A 22706-nucleotide genomic window follows, 5' to 3' on the forward strand; every position below is an offset into this window, starting at 1 on the left:
GCGCCGCCCGCCGGCTGCACCCTTCCCTCCGCGCCGGGCGTGCCCCGGCGTTCTTGGACGCGGGCCTGTTGCCGCGTCCTTTTTTATGTCGATCGATTGGCGGCGCATGTACAATCGCGGGGTCCTTACTTTCCCGCCTGTCCGACATGCCAGCCATTACCGATTTCAGGGCCCAGGCGCCGCTGCCCGAATACGACCATCCGCGCGAAGAGCGCCGCTTGCAGGGCAATCCTGCGCGCACAACCTGGAACCATTTCAACAGCGCGAACGGCGATATGGCGGCGGGAATCTGGGCGTGCGAGGTGGGCAGCTGGCGCATCGAGTTCGCCGCGGGAAAGGATGAGTTTTTCTTCGTCACCGAGGGCCGCTGCCGCCTGATCGACGAGCAGGGCCACGCCGTGGAGGCGGGCCCGGGCGCGGCGCTGGTGATACCGGCCGGTTTCCGGGGCGTGTTCGAAGTGCTGGAGCCGGTCAAGAAGCACTACGTGATAGTCGACCGCAAAGTCTGACGCGGCAGGCTTACGCTTTCTTGGAAAGATCGCGTACTTTTTTGTTCTTGGCGCCGAACACAGGATCCCATTCGGTCAGTCCGAGGCTCATCGCCAGGGCATATACGGTATCGACATCGTCGGCGCTCCACTCGCCGCCGCCCCGTTTCACGATGTGCTTGTGCTGCGGAGGAAGGGTCTGGTCGCGGTGGGTGCCGATGTGGCGCGGGTCCGCTTGCGTCAGCTCATAAGAACCCGCGAATTCCGTGTAGATGGCCGTGGCCAGCTTCTGGATCCCGCCACTGGCGCCGCCCACCGTCATGTTGGTCTCCAGCGACAGCACGCGGCCGCCCATCACGGTCATCGATTGCAGCTTGGCCGACTGGGCGCCGTTGTCAATGACCTTGTGGCTCACCGAGCGGCGGGGATTCCACAGCATGCTGACGTCGGGCTTGGCGCCAGGCTCGGCTTGCAGTTGCTGCAGGATGCCGTCGGCAAGGTGCGGCCACATGGCCAGGTCCACCCACCACAGCGTTCTTTTCTTGTCGCCTGCGATATCGAGCTGCTCCAGGCCTTCCACAACCGAGGTCTGAAATGTGTTGTATTGGTTGTTGGCGAGCTTGATATAGGCTTCTTTTCCTTCGATTACGTACGCGACTTTCTCATCGGCCATAATTGCCAGTAATTGTTCATTGGTCTTATTCACGCGCTTGGCTCCGGTATTGTTCTCACAAGATTCTTCGTACCAGGAAGCGCTCTCCGCAATGATGGTGAATGGCAGGCGGCCCGCTTCCCGGCACGCCATGCCATCTTCCAACCTTTCTTGATAATGTGCAAGACCAACGACGACTATTCGGCCGCGACTGCGGCGCTACGGTGACACTCGCTCAGAAATCCCAGATCACCGGCACATAACGGAAGGCGTCGCCGTCCACGGCCACCCGGCCGACGGAGGGGAACGGCAGGTGGGACGCCACCAGCAGCCCGCCGTTTTCCGCCAGTTCCCGGAACAGGCCAAGCCGGACACGGGTCGATTCTTCCGGATCATGTTCGAAGCCGTTCTGCCATTCCGGATGGTCGAACGCGACCGGGAACATGGCGTCGCCGGCGAAGGTCAGCCGTTCGCCTTCGGACGTCAGGTCGACCACGCTGTGCCCCGGCGTGTGGCCGCCGGTGAGGCGCACCACCACCCCCGGCGCGACCTGGTACTGGTCCTTGAAAATCCGCAGCTTGCTGCGGTATTCCTTCAGGAAGCTCGCCGCGGTCGAGCGCAGCACGGGCGGCACCGGCGTCGGCATGACCGTCTGGGTGAAATCGGGCGCGTCCCAGAATTCCACTTCGGCGGCGGCAACGTGGATGCGCACGTCCGGGCGCAGCTGCTCCTTCACGCCGTCGGCCAGCAGGCCGCCCACATGGTCCATGTGCATGTGGGTGATGATCACGTCGGTCACCGTGTCCAGCGCGATGCCGGCGGCCTTCAGCCGCTGCGGAAACTGCCCCGCGCGCGGGAAGCCCGAGAACTGCGATCCCAACCCCGTGTCGACCAGGATGGTCTGCGCGCCGCTGCGCGCCACCATCACGTTCAGCGGCCAGTCGAAGGCGTCGCGCGGCATGAACATGTAATCCAGCCAGTTGGCCAGATCGTCGGGCGTGGCGTTGGTCGCCATGGTCGCGGTGGGCAGCGGCAGCACGCCGTCGCTGACGATCAGCACGTCTATCTCGCCAACCTGCAGCGCGTAACGGGAAGGCACCAGTTCTTCGGTGTGCCGGCTGACGGCGCGCTCGGCCTTATCTACAGCAAACATGATTCATCTCCTCTAAGACGGCCCGGTCGTCCGGGCCTGACCAGTCGGGCGACTGGCAGCAAATTGCATGCCTTTATCGTAGAGGTGATGGGAACGCGGCGGTAGGCCTGCCAACGGACGCACAGTGGTGCCTGAAACGCACCAAGCGCCACTTTTGGGAGAGGCGCTCCATTATGTTGCGCCCGCCCGCTGGCAGCAAGCGCACAGCGCACCTTGCGCTATTTCTTGCGCTACCGCTTACCGTAGTAATCGGCCAGCACGCCGAATGCCTCCTTGGGAACGCCGCTTTCCGACAGCAGCCCCTTGCGGTTCCAGCCATTCTGGAACACCGGATGTTCGCGCCGTGGCGACCGGAAGTCTTTCAGTATCCACGGGGACATGCCGCGCAGATTCGGAATCTGGTCCGCCATGGCCAGCGTCTTGCGGTAGTACTCGGCCTGGTATTCCTCGGTGAACTTCTTGTTGCCGTCATTGCGGTAGCCGGCCAGCGCGTCCGCCCCGAATTCCGACAGTATCAAGGGCCGGTCGCCGGGCACCTTCCAGTGCAGGCCCGGCAAGGCATCCAGGGTATCGCTGCCGTACCAGCCGGCGTAGGTATTTACCGCCAGCACATCGAGCTTGCCCGCCAGCGGATCCTGGATCTCGATCACGTCCTTGCCGTCGATTGTCCTGCGCTCGACCAGCAGCGCGGCGCTGACCAGGCGCGTAGGGTCGAGCGCGCGGACATTGTCGGCCATGGCCCCATGGAAACGCGTGCGGGCCACCGACACAGGCGTCTCGTTACCCACGCTCCACAGGATCACCGACGCGCGGTTCCGGTCGCGGTAGACCGTCTCGGCCTGCATCGCCAGCGCCTTGCGCAGCACGGCGGGGTTGTCCCAGTCCACCGTCCAGTACACCGGTATCTCGCTCCACACCAGCAACCCCATTTCGTCCGCCAGGCGTACCGTCACCTCCGAATGCGGATAGTGCGACAGGCGTACATAGTTGCCATGCAGGCCGTGCTTGATCTGGTGCAGCAGCGCCCGCGATGCGCTCTCCGTCATATTGCGCGACGGGTTGGGACCGAACTCTTCCTCATGCAGCGATATGCCGCGCAGGAAAATCGGCTTGCCGTTCAGCAGGATCCGGTTGCCCTCGACGGCAATCGTGCGGAAGCCGATGCGGTCGCGCACTGCGTCGGCTGCGGTGCTGAATTGCACGTCGTACAAGCTGGGCTGCTCCGGCGTCCAGCGCGCCAGTCCGGCGGGTGCCTGGATGTCGAACACGGCCCTGCCCTGGCCGTCGGTGACCGCAGCGGCGGTGGCCAGCGCGCCGATCCTGACGCTGACTTGCTGGCCCGCAGCCTGCGGCCCCTGCAGGCGCACTTCGCCGGTAATGCGGCCGCTCTGCTGCAGGGCCAGCGTGGCGTCGTCGATGAAGGTGGCCGGCGTGATGACCAGGCGCACCGGGCGCGTGATGCCGCCGTACAGGTCCCAGTCGGTGATCGCGGTTGGAATCGACTGGGCGTCATGCTGCGAATCGACGCCGACAGTCAGGCGGTTGTCACCGGCCCGCAACGCGTCGGTGACCTCCAGCACGAAGGGGGTGAAGCCGCCTTCGTGCCGGCCGATCTCCTTGCCGTTCAGGTAAACATAAGCACGGTAATTGACCGCCTCGAAACGCAGGAAGGCGCGCTTGCCTTGCAAGGGATCGGCCTTGAACTTGCGCTGGAACCACATCAGGCCATCGTAATAGCGCAAGGCCGGCTCGGCGGCGTTCCATGCACCGGGCACATTGATAAGCGGCCCCCGGTCCATGTCGAACTCGAAGAAGTCGGCGCCGCCGCGCGCCTCCTGGGCCGCGATATCGATATCGCGGTAGCGCTGCATGCGGGACTTGGCGACCCAGCCATTGATGTCCGTGAGACCGGTACGGTACAGGTCCTTCGAGTAGCGCCATTGGCCCGAGAGATCCTGGCTGTTCCGGTTGTGCGCCCCCGTGAGCAGGAACGCGGGGCGGAAACCTTGCGCAGCAACCGGGGCGCCGGCCAGGATCCACGCAAATAGTATAAACAGCGCATTGGCAAGTGTATTCATGAATGTGGAGGCTGGAGGCGGGTGGCAGCCGGGGCTGAAATATTAGTATCCATCGAGTATAGGTTCCCTTGCCGCTCAGGTGCGCTCATGTTGATGATTGCTGCCGGCGAGCCGCTCAAGCGACACCTGCATGATTTCGGCGCGTCATGACGAATTCTTCTTGCGTTATGACAAAAGCATCCGCATAATCCAAAAAAAAACAAAATGAACACTCATTCATTATGGAGACAGAGATGCAAACTTACTTCGGTGGCAATCGGCCACCATGCAAGCCCACCCGGCTTCAGCTCGCCATGGCAGCCGCACTCGCTGCCATGCCGCTTGCAACGCTGGCCCAACAACCGGCAGCCAGCCCCGGCGAGTTGGCAGAGCCCATCGACACAGTCGTGGTGACTGCACAGCGCCGGCGCGAACCGGCGCGCGAAGTGCCGCTCACGGCCGACGTCGTCAAGGGAGCGGCGCTGGAACGCGCCGGCTATCAATCCCTGGCCGACCTGACGTCCCTGCTGCCCGGGGTGAACTACAACCAGGCCGGCAGCGGCACCGGACAAAGCCAGGTCACCATGCGCGGCATTACGACCGGCTCGCAGGTCGGCGCCACGGTCAGCATGTACGTGGACGATGTGCCATTCGGCTCGAGTTCCGGCTACGCCGGCGGCGGCTCCAATGCGCTCGACCTGGGCCTGTTCGACCTGGCCAGCGCCGAAGTGCTGCGCGGTCCGCAAGGCACGCTGTATGGCGCCGGTGCGATGGGCGGCCTGATCAAATACGTGGCGGTGGAACCGGAACCGGGCGAGCTGGCAGCTGCCCTGACCACCGAGCTGTCCGGCGCCAAGGGGGGCAAACTGAACCACGTGGTGCGCGGCGTGATGAACGTGCCGATCCAGCCCGGCGTGTCCGCCATGCGCGCCACCTTGTACCAGCGAGCCGACGGCGGCTTCGTGCGCGACCGCAATCACGGCAACGCCATCGTCGACGGCCTGCGCACCGACGGCGGCCGGCTGGCGTTCACGCTGGCGCCAAGCCGCGACTTGTCGCTGCGCCTGACCGCCTTGAGCCAGAAGCAGCATCGGGACGGCGCCGCCACGGAAGACGTGTCGTTGGCCACCGGCGAGCCGGTCGATGGCCGCCAGAGCAAGCGCCTGTTCGTGACCGAGGCCGTGGACGTGCGCAACGACCTGGTCTCGCTGGCGCTGAAAGCCGACTTGAAATGGGCGACCATCGACGCCATCAGCGGTTGGCAGCGCTCGGCCAGCACCGGCCGTTCGGATCCGTCCGCGCTCTACGTGCCCTACTTGGCCCCGGCCGGCATCGTGGCGCCGGGATACGCGCTGGATTACTCCTTTTACAACAGGAAGCTGACCCAGGAGATCAGGCTGACTTCGCCGCGCAGCCGGGTATTCGAGTGGCTGGCGGGCGCCTTCTACACCAGCGAGCGCGGTTCGCGGTCGCAGCGCTTGCAGCCGCTCAACGACAACTTCGAACCGCTCCAGCCGCTGTTGGCAGACGCCCGCTTCCCGTCCACGTTCCGCGAAACGGCCGTCTTCGGGACCGGCACCTATTTCATCAATGAGCGGATGGACGCCACGCTGGGCGTGCGCAAGAGCCGCAACGCGCAGCACCTGGACCAGCGTTTCGCCGGCCTGTTCGCTCCCGGCCCGCAGCCAGCGGCGAGCTCGTCAGAAGATGTGACGACATGGATGGCGACGGCGCGCTGGCGCCCTGCCCCGCGCCAGGCGCTCTACCTGCGCGCCGCCAGCGGCTACCGCCCGGGCGGACCGCTGCCGATCATCCGCAACCCGCTCACCGGCTTGCCATTGAACAAGCCCGCATTCCAATCCGATACACTGTGGAGCTACGAAGCAGGATGGAAAGGCGACATCGTGCCGGGCCGCTGGTCGACCGAAATAGCGCTGTACCAGATCGACTGGAAGGACATGCAGGTGTTTACCAGCAACGCCGGTTTTTCGGGCATCGGCAATGCCGGCCGGGCCCGGTCGCGCGGTATCGAGGCCACGCTGCGCGGGCGGCCCGCCGACGGAGTCCGCGTAGCGGCTGCGCTCAGCGCCATCGATGCCGAACTGCGGGACGACAGCCCCGACCTTGGCGGCAAGGCCGGCGAGCGCCTGCCGGACACCGCCCGCCTGTCGGCGGCGCTGCAGGCGGACCGCGACTTCGAGCTGTACGGCAAGCCGGCCTACGTCGGCGCGTCTATCCGCTACACGGGCGAGCGGGTCAACGCCTTCGCGCGGCCACCGGCCAGCCCGCTGTACCGGATGCCAGCCTATACCACGATCGACCTGCGCGCCGGCGTGGAACTGGGCAGCATCAGTGTCGGCTTCTTCTTGCGCAACTTGTTGAACGAGCGCAGCCAGACCTCGGCCGACACAACCCTCAGCCTGCTAGGCGCGCCGGCGCGCGTGAACCTGGGCACGCCGCGCTCGCTGGGCGTGCAACTGAACATGGCGTTCCAATGAAGGGCGGCGACATGATGCTGATTTCCACATTTGTCGACCAGATCGCATTCAAGCAGCCGCTGGCCATCGCCGGCAGGACCCTGGCCGGGCAGCAGGTGCTGCGCGTGACCGCGCATTATCGTGGCTGGACCGCGCAGGCGGAGGCGGCCGGCGTGTTTTACCGGGGCGAGGACGGCGCGTCCATGCAGCAGCAGGTCCAGGCGGCGCTGGCGGACATGCCCGCCGACCTTCCCGGCCTGTGGTGCCGCGTGCAGCAGATGGCGCCCGGCGGCGCGCGCAATGCGCTGGACTGGATCTGCTGGCAGCTCGAGGCGGCCCAGCGCGGCATGCCGGCTTACCGGCTGGCCTTCCTGCCCTCGCTCGACGCCATGGAGACCATGGTGACGCTGGGGGTGGCCGACGCGTCCCGGATGGCGGAGATGGCGCGCCACTACCCGCAGGCGCGTGCACTCAAGCTGAAACTGGACGGCAGCGGCGCGGATGCCGAACGGGTGCAGGCGGTGCGCCGCGCCCGGCCCGACGTGCGCCTCTCCGTCGATGCCAACGAGGGCTGGACCATGGACCACCTGGAGCAGATCATGAGCGTGCTGCTGGCGCAGCGGGTCGAACTGGTCGAGCAGCCGCTGCCGGCCGGCGGCGATGCGGCCTTGCACGGCTACCGCTCGCCGATCCCGCTGGCGGCCGACGAGTCGCTGCAGACCATGGCCGACCTCGACCAGGTCGCCAGGCGCTACCAGGTCGCCAACATCAAACTGGACAAATGCGGCGGGCTGTCGCAAGCCCTGCTGCTGGCGGCGCAGGCGCGCCGGCAAGGCATGCGCATCATGGTGGGCTGCATGGGCGGGCGCTCGATGGCCCTGCTGCCCGCCTTCATTGCCGCGCAGGGCGCCGACCTGGTCGACCTCGACGCGCCGCTGCTGATGGCCAGCGACAGCGTGCCCGCCGCCTCGTACGCCGGCGGCCGGATCGCTTTCTGCAGCGCGGCCTATCTGCCGGCCACGCAGCAGGCCGCCGCTAGCGCTTCACCCGCACAGGTGCACCATGCAGCATCGTGACCAGCATGCGCGCCGCCTTGAGCTTGGCCTGGCACGCGGTTGGCACGCCGATCAGGGTCTGCGACTGCGCCGCAATAAGCAGGCACAGCAGGCTTTCGCCTATGGCCAGCATCTCGGCCTTGTCGACCTTGCCGGCTGCGCTGCCGACCCGCACCACGGCATCCATGACATTGCTGCGCAGCAGCTCGTAGTTCTTGACCACCACGGCCTTGACTTCGGCGCTGCGGCGCGCAATCGCCGCCACTTCGAGCGCCGTGCTGGCGGCCTGGCTGGCGGCGTCCGTGCCATCCTGCCGCAGCAGCACCGCTTCCACCAGTCCGAGCAGTTCGCCGGCAGTGGCGCAGGCGGCAAACGGCGTGCCGCGCAGGTCCGCCGTCTCGATCAGGGCCAGCAATATCGCTTCCTTGGAGCGGAAATGGACATACAGCGAGCCGACCGACAGCCCGGCCTCGGTGCTGACGTCGCTCATCGACGCTTCGTACAGCCCCTTGCGTTCGAACACGGCGCGCGCGGCGCCGAGGATTTGCTGGCGCACTGCCGCCATGTGGCTGGGATCTCGCTTGGGCATGGATAGGACCAAAAATAATGACTAATCATTCATTTTACGTGAAAGACTCTGCAATGAACAACACTGACATCGAAAAACTTGAAGCGGTGGTCTCCCACCTGGCCTCCGGCACCGCGCCCGGCATCATTGCCAGCGTCCAGCGCGGCGGCGCCACGCTGCTGCGCCGCGGCTGCGGGCTGGCCAGCCTGGACTCCGGCCTGGTCAATACGCCGTCGACCAAGATGCGCATCGGTTCCACGACCAAGCATTTTTGCTGCGCGCTGATCCTGATGCTGCGCGACGAGGGCAAACTGTCGATCGACGAGCCGGTGTCGCGCTGGCTGCCCGAGTTGCCGGCGTCCCAGGGCAGCCGCACGCTGCGCCATTTCATGAACCATACCGGCGGCATGCGCGACTACCTCGACCTGTCGCTGCTGTCGAACGGACTGGCGATCGTGCCGGCGGACGCGGCCTATGACTATCAGTGCCGCCAGCAAGAGCAGAACTTCGCGCCGGGCGAACAATTAATCTACAACAACGGCGGCTACCGCTTGCTGTCCATGGTGATCGAGCGCGTGCTGCAGATGCCGCTGGGCCAGGCACTGCGGCAGCGCCTGTTCGAACCGCTCTCGATGCACGACACCTCGCTCTGGTCGAGCGACCTCGATCCCCTGCCCGGCTGCGCGGCGACCCACCTGGCCCATCCGGACGGGCGCTTCTCCAAGAGCCTGTTCCCCGCGGTTATCCTCGGCGAGGGCGGCGTCGCCTCCACGCTGGACGACATGCAGCGCTGGCTGAGCCACCTGATCTCGCCGGTCCTGTGGCCGCGCGCGCTGTCGGAGGAGATGATGACGCCGACCGAGCTGCGCAACGGCTACCTCCATCCCTACGGCTTCGGGCTGATCCGCGAACGCTAGCGCGGCCTGACCATCTTCCACCACGCCGGCGGTGTGGTAGGCGGCACCTGCCAGATGCTGGCCGCGCCCGAGCACGATATTCAGATCGTTGTCATGAGCAACCGCAGCGACGTGGCCGCGGCCGACATTGCCCAGAAACTGCTGAGCTCCCTGATCGGGCCTGGGCAAACCGAGGCGGAGCAGCCCGCCGACCCGGCCCTGGCGGAGCCGCTGGGCGGCGCCTACTACTGCCCCGGCAACGGCCGCCATTTCAGCATCGAAGCGCGCGACGGCGCCCTCTACCTGGTGAATTTCGGCATGCCGATGCCCCTGCTGCAGGACAAGGACGACGACGGCCTGCTGCGCGTCAACGTGCTATCGGTCATCGCGCTGGAAGTGGCGCCAGTGCGCGATGGCAGCGGCGCCGTGCAAGCCATTGAAATCGTGGAACAGGGCGAGCGCTACCGGTGCGACCGGGTAGCCGCCTGCCAGGATGGCATGGCAGCCGCGTTCGGCGGCAAGTGGCGCAGCGCGGAACTGGGCGCCGACATCGTGATCCAGGCCGCAGGGCCGGGCGCCGCCAGTATGCGCATTGCCGGCCTGTACGGCCGCAGCGTCTACAAGCTGCAGCCGCTGCGCCCGGATGTGTGCCTGATGGTCAGCGCCGACCCGCACCTGCCCCTGCACGGCACGCTGCGCCTGCAGCAGCACGAGGGCGGCCGCCGCGAACTGATACTCGATACGGCCCGCACCCGCCGGCTGCGCCTGCAGGAGGACCACGGCCATGGCTGATTCCTCCGCTCCACCGCGCCTGCTGGCGGCCGGATTCGGCGCCGGCCCGCTCGGAGCTACCCTCAGCGCCGGTGTGGTGCCGCTGTTGTTCCTGTTCTACCTGACCGAGTTCGCCCACGTCCCTCCGGCCATGGCGGGCGTGCTGCTGGCAGTGCCGAAAATCGCGGACCTGCTGCTGGACCCGTGGATCGGCCGCTGCACCGATGCCTGGGCCCGCTCGGCAGGCAGCCGGGCCGCGCTGATCGCCGCCAGTGCCCTGCTGCTGCCGCTCATGCTGGTACTGCTGTTCGTGCCGGTGGCCGCCTGGGCCCTGCCGCTGCGGGTGTTCTTCCTCGGCCTGTGCCTGATCGCGCAGTCGCTGCTGTTGACGATGTTCTCGGTCGCGCACACGGCCATCGCAGGCGACATCGCCTCGTCGATGGCCGGGCGCAGCACGCTGATGTCGGCACGCGCCCTGGGCCAGACCGTGGCCGGGGTGATCGTGTCGATGCTGGCGCCGCAGATCATCGCCTACTTCGGCGCCGGCGCCGCCGGCTATGCCGGCATGGCGGCGGTACTGGCCAGCGGCGCCCTGCTGGCGCTGGCGCTGTGCTGGCTGGCGGTGCGCGGCGTACCGCTGCGGGCCGGGGTCGAGCCGAAGTCGGCGCCGCGCCTGCTGGCCGCCCTGCGCGTGACGCTGCGCAACCGCACTTTCTACTGCATCGTGGTGATCCTTGTGATGCTGGGCGCCAGTTCCACGGCGCTGTTCGCCGCGCTGCCGTATGCCAACCAGCACCTGCTGCGCGCCGGACCCGAGAACCTGTCCGGGCTGCTGACACCGATTTTCCTGTCGCTGCTGGTGGGCGTGGCCAGCGCGCCATGGCTGGCGCGCCGCGCGGCGCCGCAGACCTTGCTGGCGGGCGCACTGGCCGTGGCGCTGGCCGGCGTGGCCTGGTTCACGGCCGGGCCGCGCAGCAACGCGTCGATGCTGGCCGGCGGTGCGCTGTTCGGGCTGGCATGCGGCGCCCTGACCGTGCTGATCTCCACGCTGGCGATGGAGGCCGCCACCAAGTCCTCCAGCGAGGGCGAAAGCCTGGGGCTATACCTGGGCATCCTGTTCTCCGCGGAAAAGCTGGGCCAATCGCTGGGAGGGATCGTGGTCGGCTTCGGCCTGGACTGGGTTGGCCCGCTGCAAGGCGCGCCCGTCCCGCAAGCGCTCGATCGCCTTGCCACGCTGTTCGTTGGCATACCGGCGGCAGCCTTGCTGGCCGCACTGCTCGCCTTGGCGCCGCTTACTGCGCGGCTCCGTACGCTCTCCATAAAGGAATCCAAAGCATGAAAATCTTCACCTCCGCCCTGGTGACGGAAACCAATACATTCTCCACCTTCCCCACCACCCTGCGTTCGTTCGAGGAACTCGGCATTGTGCGCGGCCCGGTGGCCGACGACGTGCTGAGCGATGTCGGCCCCATCGTCAAGCAATGGCGGCGCCTGGCGGCCGCGCACGGCGACACCGTGCAGGAAGGCGTGTACGCCATCGCCCAGCCGGCCGGCATTGTCGAGGCGGCCGCCTACAGGCAATTGCGCGGGGAGATCCTGGCGGCCCTGAAACAGGCGCTGCCGGTCGACATGGTACTGCTGTTCCTGCACGGCGCCATGGTGGCCGACGGCGTGGACGATTGCGAAGGCGACCTGATCGCGGCCATCCGCGCAGAAGCCGGCAGCGCTTGCGTGATCGGCGTCGAGCTCGATCCACACTGCCACATGAGTAACACCATGGCGACCCAGGCCGACGCCATCATCCTGATGCGGGAGTACCCGCACGTGGACTACGAGGCGCGCGCGGTGGAGCTGTTTGAACTATGCCGCGCCGCCGCCGCCGGCGCCACGCGGCCGGTAATGGCAGTGGCCGATTGCGCCATGGTGGGCTTCTACCCGACTACCGCACAACCGATGCGCGGCCTGGTCGACCGCCTGGCCGAGGTGGAGCGCCTGCCCGGCATCCTGTCGGCCAGCTACGTGCACGGCTTCCCCTGGGGCGATGTGCCCGATGCCGGCAGCAAGGTGCTGGTGGTGGCGGACGGTGACCGCGCCCTGGCCGAGCAGACAGCGCAGGAACTGGCCCGCGCCCTGTACCGCGCCCGCAGCGCACTGCAGCCCAGGCTGGAATCCGTGGCCCAGGTACTGGACCCGGCGCCGGCCGGCCCGTTCCCCGTGATCCTGGCGGACGCCGGCGACAACCCGGGCGGCGGCGCCCCGTGCGACCATACCGCCTTGCTGGCCGCGCTGCTGCAGCGGCCGGCGTTGCGCTGCGCGTTCGGCATGCTGTGGGATCCCGAAGCCGTGGCCGCCTGCCGCGCCGCCGGCCAGGGTGCGCAACTGCGGCTGCGCATCGGCGGCAAGGCCGGGCCGGCATCCGGTCATGGACTCGATCTGGACGTCACCGTGCACGGCGTGGCCGAGCAGCACTTCCAGCGCGCCGGCCAGCTGCACGACCCGCTTGGCAGCGCGGCCTGGGTGCGCTGTGCGGGCGTCGACATCGTACTGGTCAGCCGGCGCCAGCAAACGCTTTCGCCCACCGCGTTTACGGGGCTGGGCGTGCCGCTGCACGAGGCCCAGGTCATCGCCGTGAAATCGAGCCATCACTACTATGCCGAGTTCTCGCGCCTGTCCAGCAATTGCCACGTCATCGAAACCGGCGCCGCGCTGTCGATGGATTTCGCCCGCCTGCCCTACCGGCGCCGCAGCATGGCATTCTTCCCCGCCGTGGCCAACCCCATCCCGGAGCTGGCATGAACCACGGACATCAAGGCGCCATGCTGCGCCAGGTGCAATCGCCCAGCTGCGCGCGCGTGACAGTCGACGGCCGCGAGCTGCTCAATTTCGGCGGCTCGGGCTACCTGGGTCTGGACGGCAATCCCTTCCTGGCCGAGGAAGGCGCGGCGGCTTTGCGCAAGTACGGCGTGCACTCGCAACTGGGGCGCCACTATGGCTTCGCCTCGGTGCCGAACCTGGACGCCGAAACGGCCGCGCGCGACTATTTCGCCGTGGACGGCGCCATGTATTTCGGCACCGGCTATCTGTTCGGACTGATCGCCATTCCCGCCCTGGCGGAAGTGTGCGACACCATCTTCATCGACGAGGCTGCGCATTACAGCCTGCGCGACGGCGCGCAGGCCAGCGGCAAGCCCGTCCACCACTTCGCGCACCGCGACGCCGACAGCCTGGCGCGCCTGCTTGCCCGCAAGCTCGCCACGGGGCAGCGGCCGCTGATTGCCACCGATGGCATGTTTCCAACCTTCGGCACCGTCGCGCCGCTGGCGCAGCTGGCGCGCCTGGCCAGGCGCCACGACGGCTGGCTCGCGGTGGACGAGTCGCACGCCTTCGGCACCCTGGGCGCCAACGGCCGGGGGGCCGTGGAAGCGTGCGGCGTGCCGCGCGAGCGGGTCGTTGCCGGCGGTTCGATGGCCAAGGCGTTTGCGGCCCACGGCGGCATCGCGGTCGGTCCCGCCGGGATGATGGAACGGCTGTGGCGCATGCCTGCCGCGCGCGGGGCAGCGCTGGGCTCCTCGGCAGGCGCCGCCATGTCGGCCGCCAGCCTGCGGCTGGTGCGCCGCCAGCCCGAGCTGCGGGCGCGCTTGCTGGCCAACAGCCGCCAGCTCAAGCGCGGCCTGCGCGAACTGGGCCAGGCCATCGACGACAATGACAGCCCGGTCGCCGCTTTCGTGCCCGGCAACGCCGCCCACATGCGCGGCATCCAGGCACGGTTAATGGAACAGGGCATCTTCATTACCTACTCCAACTATGTCGGCGCCGGGCCGGAAGGCGCCCTGCGCATCGCAGCCTTTGCCGACCACAGCGAGGATGACATCCAGCGCCTGCTGTCGGCGCTGGGCCGCCTGCTGCTCGGCGCGCCGGCCCGCCTCGGATCGCTGGCAGGGAGGCAGGCATGACCATCTCACGCAACGAAGCCCTGGCGCTCGACCGCGACGACGCGCTGGCACAGCACAAGCAGCTGTTTGACCTGCCGGCTGGCATGATTTACCTGGACGGCAATTCGCTGGGCCCCTTGCCGCACGCCACGGCGCAGCGCCTGCAGCAAGTGGTGTACGAGGAATGGGGACGCGGCCTGATCGGCAGCTGGAACAGCGCCCACTGGGTCAGCCTGCCCGAACGCATCGGCGACAAGATCGCGCGCCTGGTCGGCGCCGCCCCTGGCGAGCTGGTGGTGGCCGACTCGACTTCGGTCAACGCCTACAAGGCGCTGGGAGCGGCCCTGCCATTGGCACTGGCGGCGCGGCCTGAACGGCGCGTGGTGCTGTCCGAACGGCACAATTTCCCCACCGATCTGTATATCGCGCAAAGCCTGGCCCGGCAGCACGGTTGCGACCTGGTGCTGGTGGACGAACCCGGCCAGATCGGCCCGCTGCTGGACGAAGGCAATGTCGCCGTGCTGATGCTTACGCACGTCAACTATCGTAGCGGACGCATGCATGACATGGCCGCCCTGAACCGGCGCGCGCGGGCGCAATCGACCCTGACGCTGTGGGACCTGGCCCATTCCGCCGGCGCGGTGCCAGTCGACCTGAACGGCGATGACGCCGACTTCGCCATCGGCTGCGGCTATAAATACCTGAACGGCGGCCCCGGCGCGCCGGCGTTCGTCTGGGCGCACCAGCGCCACGCTGCGCACTGCGTGCAACCGCTGTCCGGCTGGTTCGGCCACGCCGCGCCGTTCGCCTTCCACAGCGACTATGCGCCCGCCCCCGGCAGCCGGCGTTTCCTGTGCGGCACACCGCCGGTGCTGGCCATGGCGGCGCTCGAGTGCGGCGTCGACAGTGTGCTGTCGGCCGGCGGGATGGCGGCGCTGCGGCGCAAGTCGCTGGCGTTGAGCAGCCTGTTCATCGACCTGGTGGACGCCCGCTGCGGCGGGCACGGCCTGGCGCTGGTTACGCCACGCGCAGATGCCCTGCGCGGCAGCCAGGTCAGCCTGGTCCATCCGGACGCCGCCTACCCCATCATGCAAGCGCTCATTGCGCACGGCGTAGTGGGCGATTTCCGCGCACCGGACATCCTGCGCTTCGGTTTCACGCCGCTGTACACCGGCTTTGCGGACGTATGGGATGCGGTGGACATGCTCAGCGGCATCCTTGCCTCCGGAGAATGGCGCAAGCCAAGCTACGCCGAACGGAGGGCCGTCACATGACTATCAGCATTCCGGAAGAGGCTAACGTGCGGCTCGACTTCTCCAGCGACATGAGCTACGGCGACTACCTGCACCTGGACCAGGTGCTGCAAGCCCAGCACCCGCTGTCGCCGGACCCCAACGAATTGCTGTTCATCATCCAGCACCAGGCCAGCGAACTGTGGATGAAGCTGATGCTGCATGAACTGCGCGGGGCGGTGGCCGGCATTGCCGGCGATGCCTGCGGGCCTGCCTTCAAGCAGCTGGCCCGGGTCACCCGCATCATGACCCAACTGGTGCAAGCCTGGGACGTGCTGGCGACCATGACGCCTTCCGAGTACGGCGTGATCCGTCCCTACCTGCGCAACAGTTCCGGTTTCCAGAGCTGGCAATACCGCAGCATCGAGTTTTTGCTGGGTAACAAGAACGCCGCCATGCTGCGGCCGCACGCCCACCAGCCAGGCCGGCTTGCCGAGGTTGAGGAACTGTACCGCCGGCCATCGATCTACGACCAGTCGCTGCGCCTGCTGGCGCGGCGCGGGCTGGCGGTGCCCGATACGCACACGCAGCGCGACTACACGCTGCCCTACACGGCTGACCACCGGGTTGAACTGGCCTGGCGGGCAGTGTACCGGGCGCCGGACCGGTATTGGGATCTCTACCAGCTGGCCGAGAAGCTGGTGGACCTGGAGGAAGCCTTCAGGCTATGGCGTTTCCGGCACCTGGGCACAGTCGAACGGGTCATCGGCTTGAAGACCGGCACCGGCGGCACGTCCGGCGCCGCCTACCTGCGCCGCATGCTGGACGTGGTGCTGTTTCCCGAACTATGGAGCGTGCGCACCGCGCTCTGACTGTCACTTTCACTGCTAGAACAAGACTATCATGCATACAACTCAAACTCTGCCGTTTTCAAAAATGCGCCGCGCCGCAGGCCTGGCGTTCCTGTCGGGCGAGCTGCCCTTCGACGACCAGGGCAAGATCCCGGACGGCATCACCGCGCAGACCGGCCTGACGCTGCGCCGCCTGGCGGCGACGCTGGGCACTGCGGGCCTGAGCCTGGCCGATGTGGTACAGGCCACGGTCTACCTCACCCATCCGGAGGACTTTGCCGACTTCAACGCGGCCTACCTCCAGCACTTCGACGGCGTCTTGCCCGCGCGCGCCACGGTGGTCGCGCCGCTGGTGGTGCCCGGCGCGCGCATTGAAATCGCGGTCGTCGCCGCCGACAGGGAGAGCTGACAGTGGCTGCGGACGGGACGAGCAAGGACATACTGGTCATCGGCGCCGGCATAGTCGGCACTTGCGCCGCGCTGGAGCTTGCGTTGCGCGGACACAGGGTGACCCTGATGGACCGGCGCCTTCCCGGGCTGGAAACCTCGTACGGCAATGCCGGGGTCATCCAGCGCGAGGCGGTCGAGCCCTACGCCATGCCGCGCAGCTTGCGCTTTCTTCTTGCGGCGGCACTGGGGCGCACGCCGGACGTGCACTACCACGTCGCCGGATTGCTGGCGGCCTGGCCCCAGTTGTGGCAATACTGGCGCGCTTCGGCGCCGCACAGGCACCGGCAGGCCAGCGGCGACTATGCCGCCCTGATCGCGCATGCCACCAGCGAGCACCAGCGCATGCTCGATCTCGCCGGAGCAAATGCACTGGTGCAGCGCCAGGGCTTGCGGCTGGTTTACCGAAGCGCCGGCTTGCTTGACGAGGCGCTCAAGGATGCGGCGCGGATAGAACGGGAGTACGGCATCGCCTTCCGCGCAATGGATGGCGCGCAGTTACAGGCCGCCGAACCTGGCTTCCGCATCCCCCTGGCCGGCGCGGTGCACTGGCTGGATTCGTGGAGCGTGAGCGACCCCAGCCTGGTTGTCGAACGCTACGCCCGGCTTTTCACTGCGCTGGGGGGACGTTTCGTGCTGGGCAATGCCGGCAGCCTGCGCCAGGCGGGCGCAGGCTGGCAAGCAGACACTGTGGAAGGAAGGGTGGAGGCATCCCAGGCCGTGGTGGCGCTTGGGCCATGGGCCGGGCCGTTCACGCGCCGGCTCGGCTACCGGCTGCCCCTTTTCGTCAAGAGAGGCTACCACCGCCACTATGTCAACGGGGCCACGGTCGCCGTGCCCACGCTGGACGCGGAGCGCGGCTATGTAATGTCGGCGCAGAAGAAGGGACTGCGGATCACGACAGGTGCGGAAATCGCCGACATCGACGCGACGCCCACACCCCGGCAGCTGGCCTTGGCCGAAGCGGCTGCGGCGGGCTTGCTTGCGCTGGGCGAGCCCGTTGAATCCACTCCCTGGCTGGGCAGCCGCCCCTGCGTGGCGGACATGAAACCCATCATCGGCAAGGCGGGAAGACATGATGGCCTGTGGTTCAATTTCGGCCACGGCCACCAGGGCTTCACCCTCGGACCGGCCAGCGCCCGCCTGCTGGCAGACCTGATCGACGGCGGCACGCCTTACACCGATGCGGCCGGCTATGCGCCAGGCCGCTTTGGCTGACCGGCAGGGCCTGGCTGGCCAGGCCTCACTCCCGCCCAGCCATCACCCGGCGTTGGCCGTGCGGCGATCTGCCTGGCTCAAACCGAAAGCCATCAAGTCACCCGCACGGCACAGGCGCGCGCCCCCTCGGCCAGCCCGAGCCGCTGGATCGCCGGGCGCGCCATCTGCAAGGCATCGTCGAGGAATTTGCCCTGCGCCAGCGTCGCGCGGAAGCCCGTGCGTTCCATATTGGCGACCAGGCAGGCCTCGCCCTCTGCACCCGCATCGCCACGCAGCGCCACATTGAGCGCCGACACCACGGAGCGCAGCATGGCGACACGCGCTTCCGCGATCGGTCCGCCGTCGAAGATGTCGACGTAGGAATCGACGTCGAACCCTTCCGCTACCAGGATGCCGAACGGCAGTTCGGCATCCGGATGCAGCTGCCCCATGGCCCACTGGGCTTCCTTGGACAGCAGCGACACATACACCGGCATGCGCGGCATCAGCTCGGCGATAAAACTCTTGGACCGCCCGCCCGTGCGCTGCTCGGCCTCAAGCAAGGGCATCTTGAAGAAGCGGTGCCCGAGCGCGTCCCACACGGGGCTGTTGCCCCCGTCATCGCACAGGCCGGGATTTTCCGCGCCTATCCGCTCTGCGAACAGCTGCGGGTAGTTACGGATGAACAGCAGCCGGCCGCGCGATAGCAGTTGCGGCGCCAGCGTTGCACTGTATTCGGGCTCGATGTAGAACGAACTGAGCAAGGTGTGGCCGGACAGCTCTTCACACAGCCGCAAGGTGTGCTCGCGATTGGTGATGCCCAGCTCCTCGCTGCCGTGGGCGAGAAACTCGTTCCGGTAGCAGTAGAAGCGGCCATTCGCGGCCGCACTGGCGACGATGCCGCTGGTGCCAACGACCCGCCCGGCCCGCATGTCCTCCAGCACAAAGTGGTAAATCTCATCGCCGTTCGGCGCTTCGCTGCCGGCAAAGGCCAGCAGCGACCGTTCGATGCGCGCCGCCAGGCGGGCACGGTCGGGTTTCAGGGTACGGATGCTGAATGCCGCCGCCTTGGAGAATTTTTCCATGACGTCGAGATCATCCAGGGTTGCCGGACGCAACAGGTAGTCCAGATGCTTCATTCCATCTCCTCTCCGGCGTTATTGACCTCCACTAGCGGCATGGTGTGCCGGGCACGCTCCTCCCGCGGAGTGCAACCAAAATAATTACGGTAGGTGGTGGAAAAATGCGAGCCCGAGGTGAACCCGCAGGCCAGCCCCACCTGCTGGATCGACAACGTGGTCTGCTTTAACTGGCGGCGGGCGTGCTTGAGCCGCAATTCCAGATAGTAGCGGGATGGGAAGGTATCCAGGTGCTGGCGGAACAGGCGCTCGAGCTGGCGGCGCGACACCCCCACCAGTTGCGCAATATCTTCTGCCTGCAACGGTTCGGCCAGATTAGCCGCCATCAGTTCCAGCGCATCCTTGAGCCGTGTCGACCCCACCGCCGGCTGCGCCGATGCGGGCACGGGCTGGCGCTCGTCGCCGCCGCGCAGCCTGTCCAGCCCCAGCGCGACCGCCACTTCGGCGGCAAACATGCTGCCGTGGCGCTTGCCTAGCCAGTGCAGCAACAAATCGATCGCCGCAGCACCGGCACCGGCACTGATGCGGTTGCGGTCCATTTCGTACAGCCCCGGCGTGAACATCGTGGCGGGATAGCGCCGCGCCGCCTCGGCGTGCAATTGCCAGTCGATCGCGGCCCGGTAGCCATCGAGCAGTCCGTGTTGCGCCAGCACTTGCGCGCCTGTGCCGCAGGCACCCAAGACCCAGACGGTGTCCTGTCCCAGGCGGCGCAACTGCTGTCCCAGGAGGTGGCTGGCCTGGTCGCCCAGACGCTCGTCGGTGCGCTCGCCCGCGATCAGCAACAGCAGGCCGGGCTGCTCCACATGCAACCTGGCCAGCGGTTCCGCCGCCAGCGTGAGGCCGCATTGGGACGAGACCGCTTCGCCTTCCGGACTAAATTGACGCAAGCGATACAAGGGCTCCCCTTCCACCTGATTGGCAGCGGTGAACGCCGCGCGCACCGCCCCCAGCGTGAACAGCGAGAAGCCGGGTAGCAAGACCAACGAAACGGAATAGAGATTCCCCATGCTTTATTTTCCTAAAGCTGCGCCCGTCCCCAGCTTACCAGTTAAATAGTCGGCGGCCAGACTGGCGAGCGCGCGTACCCCCGTCAGCATGGCCGCCTCATCCGGATTAAAACGCGGCGAGTGATTCGCTGCCCATAGTGCCGGATCGGCGCCGGGAGGATTCGCGCCGAGGAAAAACAGCAGGGACGGGACGTGCCGGCTGTAATAGGAAAAGTCTTCCGATGTGGTGCTCGGCGCGGCGTCGCCCAGCAACTGCGCGCCCGCCACGCGGCGCAGGCTGGGCAGCATTTTTTCCGTCAGCGCGGGATCGTTCCATGTGACCGGATATCCGGGATCGAAACGCACTGCCGCCGTGGCGCCGGCCGATAGCGCCAGATGCTCTGCCGTCCGCTTGACCTGCAACAGCAATTGCTCGCGCACGGCCGGATCGAAGCTGCGTATCGTGCCGCTCATTTTGACTTCGCCGGGCACGATGTTGGGCCGCTGGCCAGCGTGCAAGGTGCCAACCGTGATCACGGCCGGTGCAACCGTCAGGTCGGTCTGGCGGCTGACAATGCTTTGCAGCCCCAGCACAATCTGCGCCGCCACCACGACCGGATCCACCCCGTTCCACGGCAGGGCGCCATGGGTTTGGCGCCCTTGCACCACGATCTCGAAGGTATCGCCGCCGGCCATCAGCCCGCGCGCGCGGGTGGAGATGGTTCCCGTGGGCTGCGGCGTGATGCCGACGTGCAGCGCAAACATGGCCGAGACCTTGGGGTTGTCCAGCACACCCGCCTGGACCAGCCGTTCGGCGCCATTCGGCTGATTGGCCACGCCCTCCTCGGCCGGCTGGAACACCAGCTTGATGGCGCCCGACAACTGCCCGCGCATCCCGGCCAGCACACGCGCCGCACCGAGCAGCATGGCCACGTGCATGTCATGGCCACAGGCATGCATCACCCCGACCTCCTGGCCGCCGGACTGCACCCGCTGGCGCGAAGCGAACGGCAGGCCGGTCTCCTCCGTCACGGGCAAGGCATCCATATCGGCGCGCAGGGCCACCACCGGGCCCGGACGCCCCGTCGTCAGCAAGCCGATCACGGCCGTCCCGGCCAGGCCGCGCGTCACTTCGTAGCCCATGCGGCTCAGTTCCTTCGCCACCAGATCCGCTGTGCGGCGCTCCTGGAACGCCAGTTCGGGATGGGCGTGCAGGTCGCGCCGCCAACGCACCACTTCCGGCAGCACGTTCGCCGCCGCAGCGTCGAGCTGCGTGTGATAGGGGGCCGGCGCAGCCGACTGCGCCACCGCGCAGAGGCAGTGGCTGCACAGCAGCAGGCTGGCGACCCAGTGGCCCGGCCGCATTACCACGCCTGATAAAAAGGCGTCTTCAGGCGTACCGGCCGCACATCGAGCCGCGCATCGAAGATCGAGTAATCATTGTCGTCCAGTCCGGCACTATCCCAGCCGCGCGTGCGTTCATCGCGCCGCAGGATGAACTCAAAACCGAGCTCAGGGGCGGGATCGGCCACTACCGCATCGGGGAACTGCTCGAGGTCGAAAGCGATGCCCCGGATATGATCGCGCGGGCCGTCCACCAGTTGCGTCAGTGCGCGCAGCATGGTGTTTTCACCGAGGATGTCGGTATAGGCGGGCCGGATATTCTCCAGGTCCGAGGCAAAGCCAGGCTGGCGGAACTTGATCTCGCCCCTGGCCAGTTTCGCCGCCAGCACCTGCCCCTGCAATTTGGCCAGGTCATAGCGGTCGCCATTGTCGAGATAGGAAATGCGCACATTGCGCACGTTCACCGGCCCCGCCTCCTGCGTGGCCTGGCGCAAGTCCAGCAACAGCGCGCCGCTGCTGCCGACAATTTCGATTTCGCTGCCGTGAATAATTGCCGCGGTATTCTCGTCCACCCCGAGGCCGACCTTGTACCCTTTCGCCAGCATCAGCGCCAGCATGCGCCCCACCCTGCCGCGCTTGATGAAATGCTGGTCGATGAACAGCTGGTCGCCAACAAAGCCCAGCCCCCGGTCGATTTCCTTACCGTCGCGCATCACGCCCTTCATCACCTGCACCGGATTGAGCGCATCGCGGAACATGGTGCTGCTCATGATGGCCGCACCGGCGCTGGTGCCGGCAATCACGCCACCGCGCCGCTGCAACTCGCGCACGGCCTGCAGCACCGGCGAGGCCACCCCGTGCGGATTCAGCACATCCACCGTGCGCTCCTGCGCGCCACCGGTAAAGAACACGCCCGTGGCGGCCCGGATCCGGGCCACGATGTCGGGGTCAGCCGCCGCCCGGCGTGCCGACTCCAGCGTCTCGCCCGCCCACAGCGGTGCGATCTTGAGCAATTCCGCCTTGGCGCCACGGCGCTGCAGTTGCGCAACCGCATCCGCGCCAGAGAGTTCGGGACGCGACGATGCGCTCGGAATCACCACGAACCGCGCCGCGGCGCCCCCTGCCAGCTGCACCAGCCGCTGCCGTACCGCCTCATTGTCGGAGCGCACGGCGCCGCCCATCGGTATCACCGTGCCCACCACAGGCTGAAACGCCAGCGCCTGCCCAGGCTCTGCGGCCTGGGCGACAGAACCCGGCAATAGAGCGCCCAGTTGCGCCGCACACAGCAGCAATATCGACACGGATTTCACAAGCAAGCTCCTTCGCCATGGCATTGCGGCTATGTTGCCATCGATCTGGCAACTGTAGCCAGCCCCCCTCTCCTATTTGCGCACTTTGGCAATTGCATGTCGCACTGTGGATAGTCCGCAACAGATGATAGCTACTTTCATAGCAAATGCG

General features: G+C 67.2%; 20 protein-coding genes. 12 read left to right on the forward strand and 8 right to left on the reverse strand.

Features of this window, described 5'->3' with window-relative positions; all coding sequences use genetic code 11:
• The first annotated feature begins 146 nt into the window (after window positions 1-146).
• The gene (locus AC6H42_RS03390) at window positions 147-509 is read left to right on the forward strand and encodes a cupin domain-containing protein (protein WP_497547415.1); all 363 of its coding nucleotides are present in this window, start codon (window positions 147-149) and stop codon (window positions 507-509) included.
• Between the two features lie 10 nt (window positions 510-519).
• Here AC6H42_RS03390 and AC6H42_RS03395 read toward each other — a convergent pair whose 3' ends face one another.
• From AC6H42_RS03395 to AC6H42_RS03405, 3 genes are all read right to left on the reverse strand, one after another.
• Entirely contained in the window at window positions 520-1293 is a 774-nt protein-coding gene (locus tag AC6H42_RS03395) for a hypothetical protein (RefSeq protein WP_057156271.1), read from the reverse strand.
• Window positions 1294-1375: 82 nt separating this feature from the next.
• Window positions 1376-2293, reverse strand: a complete 918-nt coding sequence (locus AC6H42_RS03400) for an MBL fold metallo-hydrolase (protein ID WP_057156270.1) — start codon at window positions 2291-2293, stop codon at window positions 1376-1378.
• A gap of 230 nt (window positions 2294-2523) precedes the next feature.
• Entirely contained in the window at window positions 2524-4371 is a 1848-nt protein-coding gene (locus tag AC6H42_RS03405) for a glycoside hydrolase family 2 protein (protein WP_057156269.1), read from the reverse strand.
• Between the two features lie 293 nt (window positions 4372-4664).
• On the opposite strand from AC6H42_RS03405, the gene AC6H42_RS03410 reads away from it, so the two are divergent.
• Window positions 4665-6848: a TonB-dependent receptor gene (locus AC6H42_RS03410; RefSeq protein WP_057156268.1), complete on the forward strand. Its 2184-nt coding sequence runs from the start codon at window positions 4665-4667 to the stop codon at window positions 6846-6848.
• An 11-nt stretch (window positions 6849-6859) separates the two neighbouring features.
• On the forward strand, window positions 6860-7903 hold the full coding sequence (locus AC6H42_RS03415; protein WP_162249913.1) for a dipeptide epimerase: 1044 nt from the start codon (window positions 6860-6862) through the stop codon (window positions 7901-7903).
• Here the strand turns inward: AC6H42_RS03415 and AC6H42_RS03420 are convergent.
• Entirely contained in the window at window positions 7863-8471 is a 609-nt protein-coding gene (locus AC6H42_RS03420) for a TetR/AcrR family transcriptional regulator (RefSeq protein ID WP_082551908.1), read from the reverse strand. The genes AC6H42_RS03415 and AC6H42_RS03420 overlap by 41 nt on opposite strands.
• Window positions 8472-8524: 53 nt before the next feature.
• Here AC6H42_RS03420 and AC6H42_RS03425 point away from each other — a divergent pair, with 53 nt between their 5' ends.
• From AC6H42_RS03425 to AC6H42_RS03465, 9 genes are all read left to right on the forward strand, one after another.
• Window positions 8525-9367, forward strand: coding sequence for a serine hydrolase domain-containing protein (locus AC6H42_RS03425; RefSeq protein WP_497547416.1), 843 nt, complete (start codon window positions 8525-8527; stop codon window positions 9365-9367).
• 93 nt (window positions 9368-9460) lie between these two features.
• On the forward strand, window positions 9461-10138 hold the full coding sequence (locus AC6H42_RS03430) for a hypothetical protein (RefSeq protein ID WP_497547417.1): 678 nt from the start codon (window positions 9461-9463) through the stop codon (window positions 10136-10138).
• Entirely contained in the window at window positions 10131-11456 is a 1326-nt protein-coding gene (locus AC6H42_RS03435) for an MFS transporter (RefSeq protein ID WP_057156264.1), read from the forward strand. The genes AC6H42_RS03430 and AC6H42_RS03435 overlap by 8 nt, the downstream gene beginning before the upstream one ends.
• Window positions 11453-12913 (forward strand): M81 family metallopeptidase, encoded by a 1461-nt coding sequence (locus AC6H42_RS03440; protein WP_057156263.1) that lies wholly within the window; start codon window positions 11453-11455, stop codon window positions 12911-12913. Before AC6H42_RS03435 ends, AC6H42_RS03440 begins: the two co-directional genes overlap by 4 nt.
• Window positions 12910-14070, forward strand: a complete 1161-nt coding sequence (locus AC6H42_RS03445; RefSeq protein ID WP_082551907.1) for an aminotransferase class I/II-fold pyridoxal phosphate-dependent enzyme — start codon at window positions 12910-12912, stop codon at window positions 14068-14070. The genes AC6H42_RS03440 and AC6H42_RS03445 overlap by 4 nt, the downstream gene beginning before the upstream one ends.
• Window positions 14067-15323, forward strand: a complete 1257-nt coding sequence (gene kynU, locus AC6H42_RS03450; RefSeq protein WP_200953985.1) for a kynureninase — start codon at window positions 14067-14069, stop codon at window positions 15321-15323. Before AC6H42_RS03445 ends, kynU begins: the two co-directional genes overlap by 4 nt.
• Window positions 15320-16153, forward strand: a complete 834-nt coding sequence (kynA, locus tag AC6H42_RS03455) for a tryptophan 2,3-dioxygenase (RefSeq protein WP_057156261.1) — start codon at window positions 15320-15322, stop codon at window positions 16151-16153. Before kynU ends, kynA begins: the two co-directional genes overlap by 4 nt.
• A gap of 31 nt (window positions 16154-16184) precedes the next feature.
• Window positions 16185-16541: a RidA family protein gene (locus tag AC6H42_RS03460; protein ID WP_057156260.1), complete on the forward strand. Its 357-nt coding sequence runs from the start codon at window positions 16185-16187 to the stop codon at window positions 16539-16541.
• A gap of 2 nt (window positions 16542-16543) precedes the next feature.
• A complete protein-coding gene (locus tag AC6H42_RS03465; protein ID WP_057156259.1) occupies window positions 16544-17797 on the forward strand; it encodes an NAD(P)/FAD-dependent oxidoreductase in 1254 nt (417 codons plus the stop codon).
• 92 nt (window positions 17798-17889) lie between these two features.
• Here the strand turns inward: AC6H42_RS03465 and AC6H42_RS03470 are convergent, their stop codons facing one another.
• The 4 genes from AC6H42_RS03470 to AC6H42_RS03485 are packed head-to-tail and all read right to left on the reverse strand — an operon-like array spanning window position 17890 to window position 22555.
• A complete protein-coding gene (locus tag AC6H42_RS03470; protein WP_057156258.1) occupies window positions 17890-18915 on the reverse strand; it encodes an arginine N-succinyltransferase in 1026 nt (341 codons plus the stop codon).
• Window positions 18912-19922 carry a GlxA family transcriptional regulator gene (locus tag AC6H42_RS03475; RefSeq protein ID WP_497547418.1) on the reverse strand — a complete coding sequence of 337 codons (1011 nt, stop codon included), beginning with the start codon at window positions 19920-19922 and terminating at the stop codon, window positions 18912-18914. The genes AC6H42_RS03470 and AC6H42_RS03475 overlap by 4 nt, the downstream gene beginning before the upstream one ends.
• A 3-nt stretch (window positions 19923-19925) precedes the next feature.
• Entirely contained in the window at window positions 19926-21266 is a 1341-nt protein-coding gene (locus AC6H42_RS03480; RefSeq protein WP_497547436.1) for a M20 metallopeptidase family protein, read from the reverse strand.
• Window positions 21266-22555, reverse strand: coding sequence for a cyanophycinase (locus AC6H42_RS03485; RefSeq protein ID WP_162249912.1), 1290 nt, complete (start codon window positions 22553-22555; stop codon window positions 21266-21268). Before AC6H42_RS03485 ends, AC6H42_RS03480 begins: the two co-directional genes overlap by 1 nt.
• Window positions 22556-22706 lie beyond the last annotated feature (151 nt).

Source organism: Massilia sp. NBRC 108631, from assembly GCF_059704565.1.

Excerpts from the sequence above, each read along its gene's own strand:
- AC6H42_RS03390 (WP_497547415.1), top strand. The coding sequence starts at position 147 with ATGCCAGCCATTACCGATTTCAGGGCCCAGGCGCCGCTGCCCGAATAC.
- AC6H42_RS03395 (WP_057156271.1), bottom strand. The coding sequence starts at position 1,293 with ATGGCGTGCCGGGAAGCGGGCCGCCTGCCATTCACCATCATTGCGGAG.
- AC6H42_RS03400 (WP_057156270.1), bottom strand. The coding sequence starts at position 2,293 with ATGTTTGCTGTAGATAAGGCCGAGCGCGCCGTCAGCCGGCACACCGAA.
- AC6H42_RS03405 (WP_057156269.1), bottom strand. The coding sequence starts at position 4,371 with ATGAATACACTTGCCAATGCGCTGTTTATACTATTTGCGTGGATCCTG.
- AC6H42_RS03410 (WP_057156268.1), top strand. The coding sequence starts at position 4,665 with ATGGCAGCCGCACTCGCTGCCATGCCGCTTGCAACGCTGGCCCAACAA.
- AC6H42_RS03415 (WP_162249913.1), top strand. The coding sequence starts at position 6,860 with ATGATGCTGATTTCCACATTTGTCGACCAGATCGCATTCAAGCAGCCG.
- AC6H42_RS03420 (WP_082551908.1), bottom strand. The coding sequence starts at position 8,471 with ATGCCCAAGCGAGATCCCAGCCACATGGCGGCAGTGCGCCAGCAAATC.
- AC6H42_RS03425 (WP_497547416.1), top strand. The coding sequence starts at position 8,525 with ATGAACAACACTGACATCGAAAAACTTGAAGCGGTGGTCTCCCACCTG.
- AC6H42_RS03430 (WP_497547417.1), top strand. The coding sequence starts at position 9,461 with ATGAGCAACCGCAGCGACGTGGCCGCGGCCGACATTGCCCAGAAACTG.
- AC6H42_RS03435 (WP_057156264.1), top strand. The coding sequence starts at position 10,131 with ATGGCTGATTCCTCCGCTCCACCGCGCCTGCTGGCGGCCGGATTCGGC.
- AC6H42_RS03440 (WP_057156263.1), top strand. The coding sequence starts at position 11,453 with ATGAAAATCTTCACCTCCGCCCTGGTGACGGAAACCAATACATTCTCC.
- AC6H42_RS03445 (WP_082551907.1), top strand. The coding sequence starts at position 12,910 with ATGAACCACGGACATCAAGGCGCCATGCTGCGCCAGGTGCAATCGCCC.
- kynU (WP_200953985.1), top strand. The coding sequence starts at position 14,067 with ATGACCATCTCACGCAACGAAGCCCTGGCGCTCGACCGCGACGACGCG.
- kynA (WP_057156261.1), top strand. The coding sequence starts at position 15,320 with ATGACTATCAGCATTCCGGAAGAGGCTAACGTGCGGCTCGACTTCTCC.
- AC6H42_RS03460 (WP_057156260.1), top strand. The coding sequence starts at position 16,185 with ATGCATACAACTCAAACTCTGCCGTTTTCAAAAATGCGCCGCGCCGCA.
- AC6H42_RS03470 (WP_057156258.1), bottom strand. The coding sequence starts at position 18,915 with ATGAAGCATCTGGACTACCTGTTGCGTCCGGCAACCCTGGATGATCTC.
- AC6H42_RS03475 (WP_497547418.1), bottom strand. The coding sequence starts at position 19,922 with ATGGGGAATCTCTATTCCGTTTCGTTGGTCTTGCTACCCGGCTTCTCG.
- AC6H42_RS03480 (WP_497547436.1), bottom strand. The coding sequence starts at position 21,266 with ATGCGGCCGGGCCACTGGGTCGCCAGCCTGCTGCTGTGCAGCCACTGC.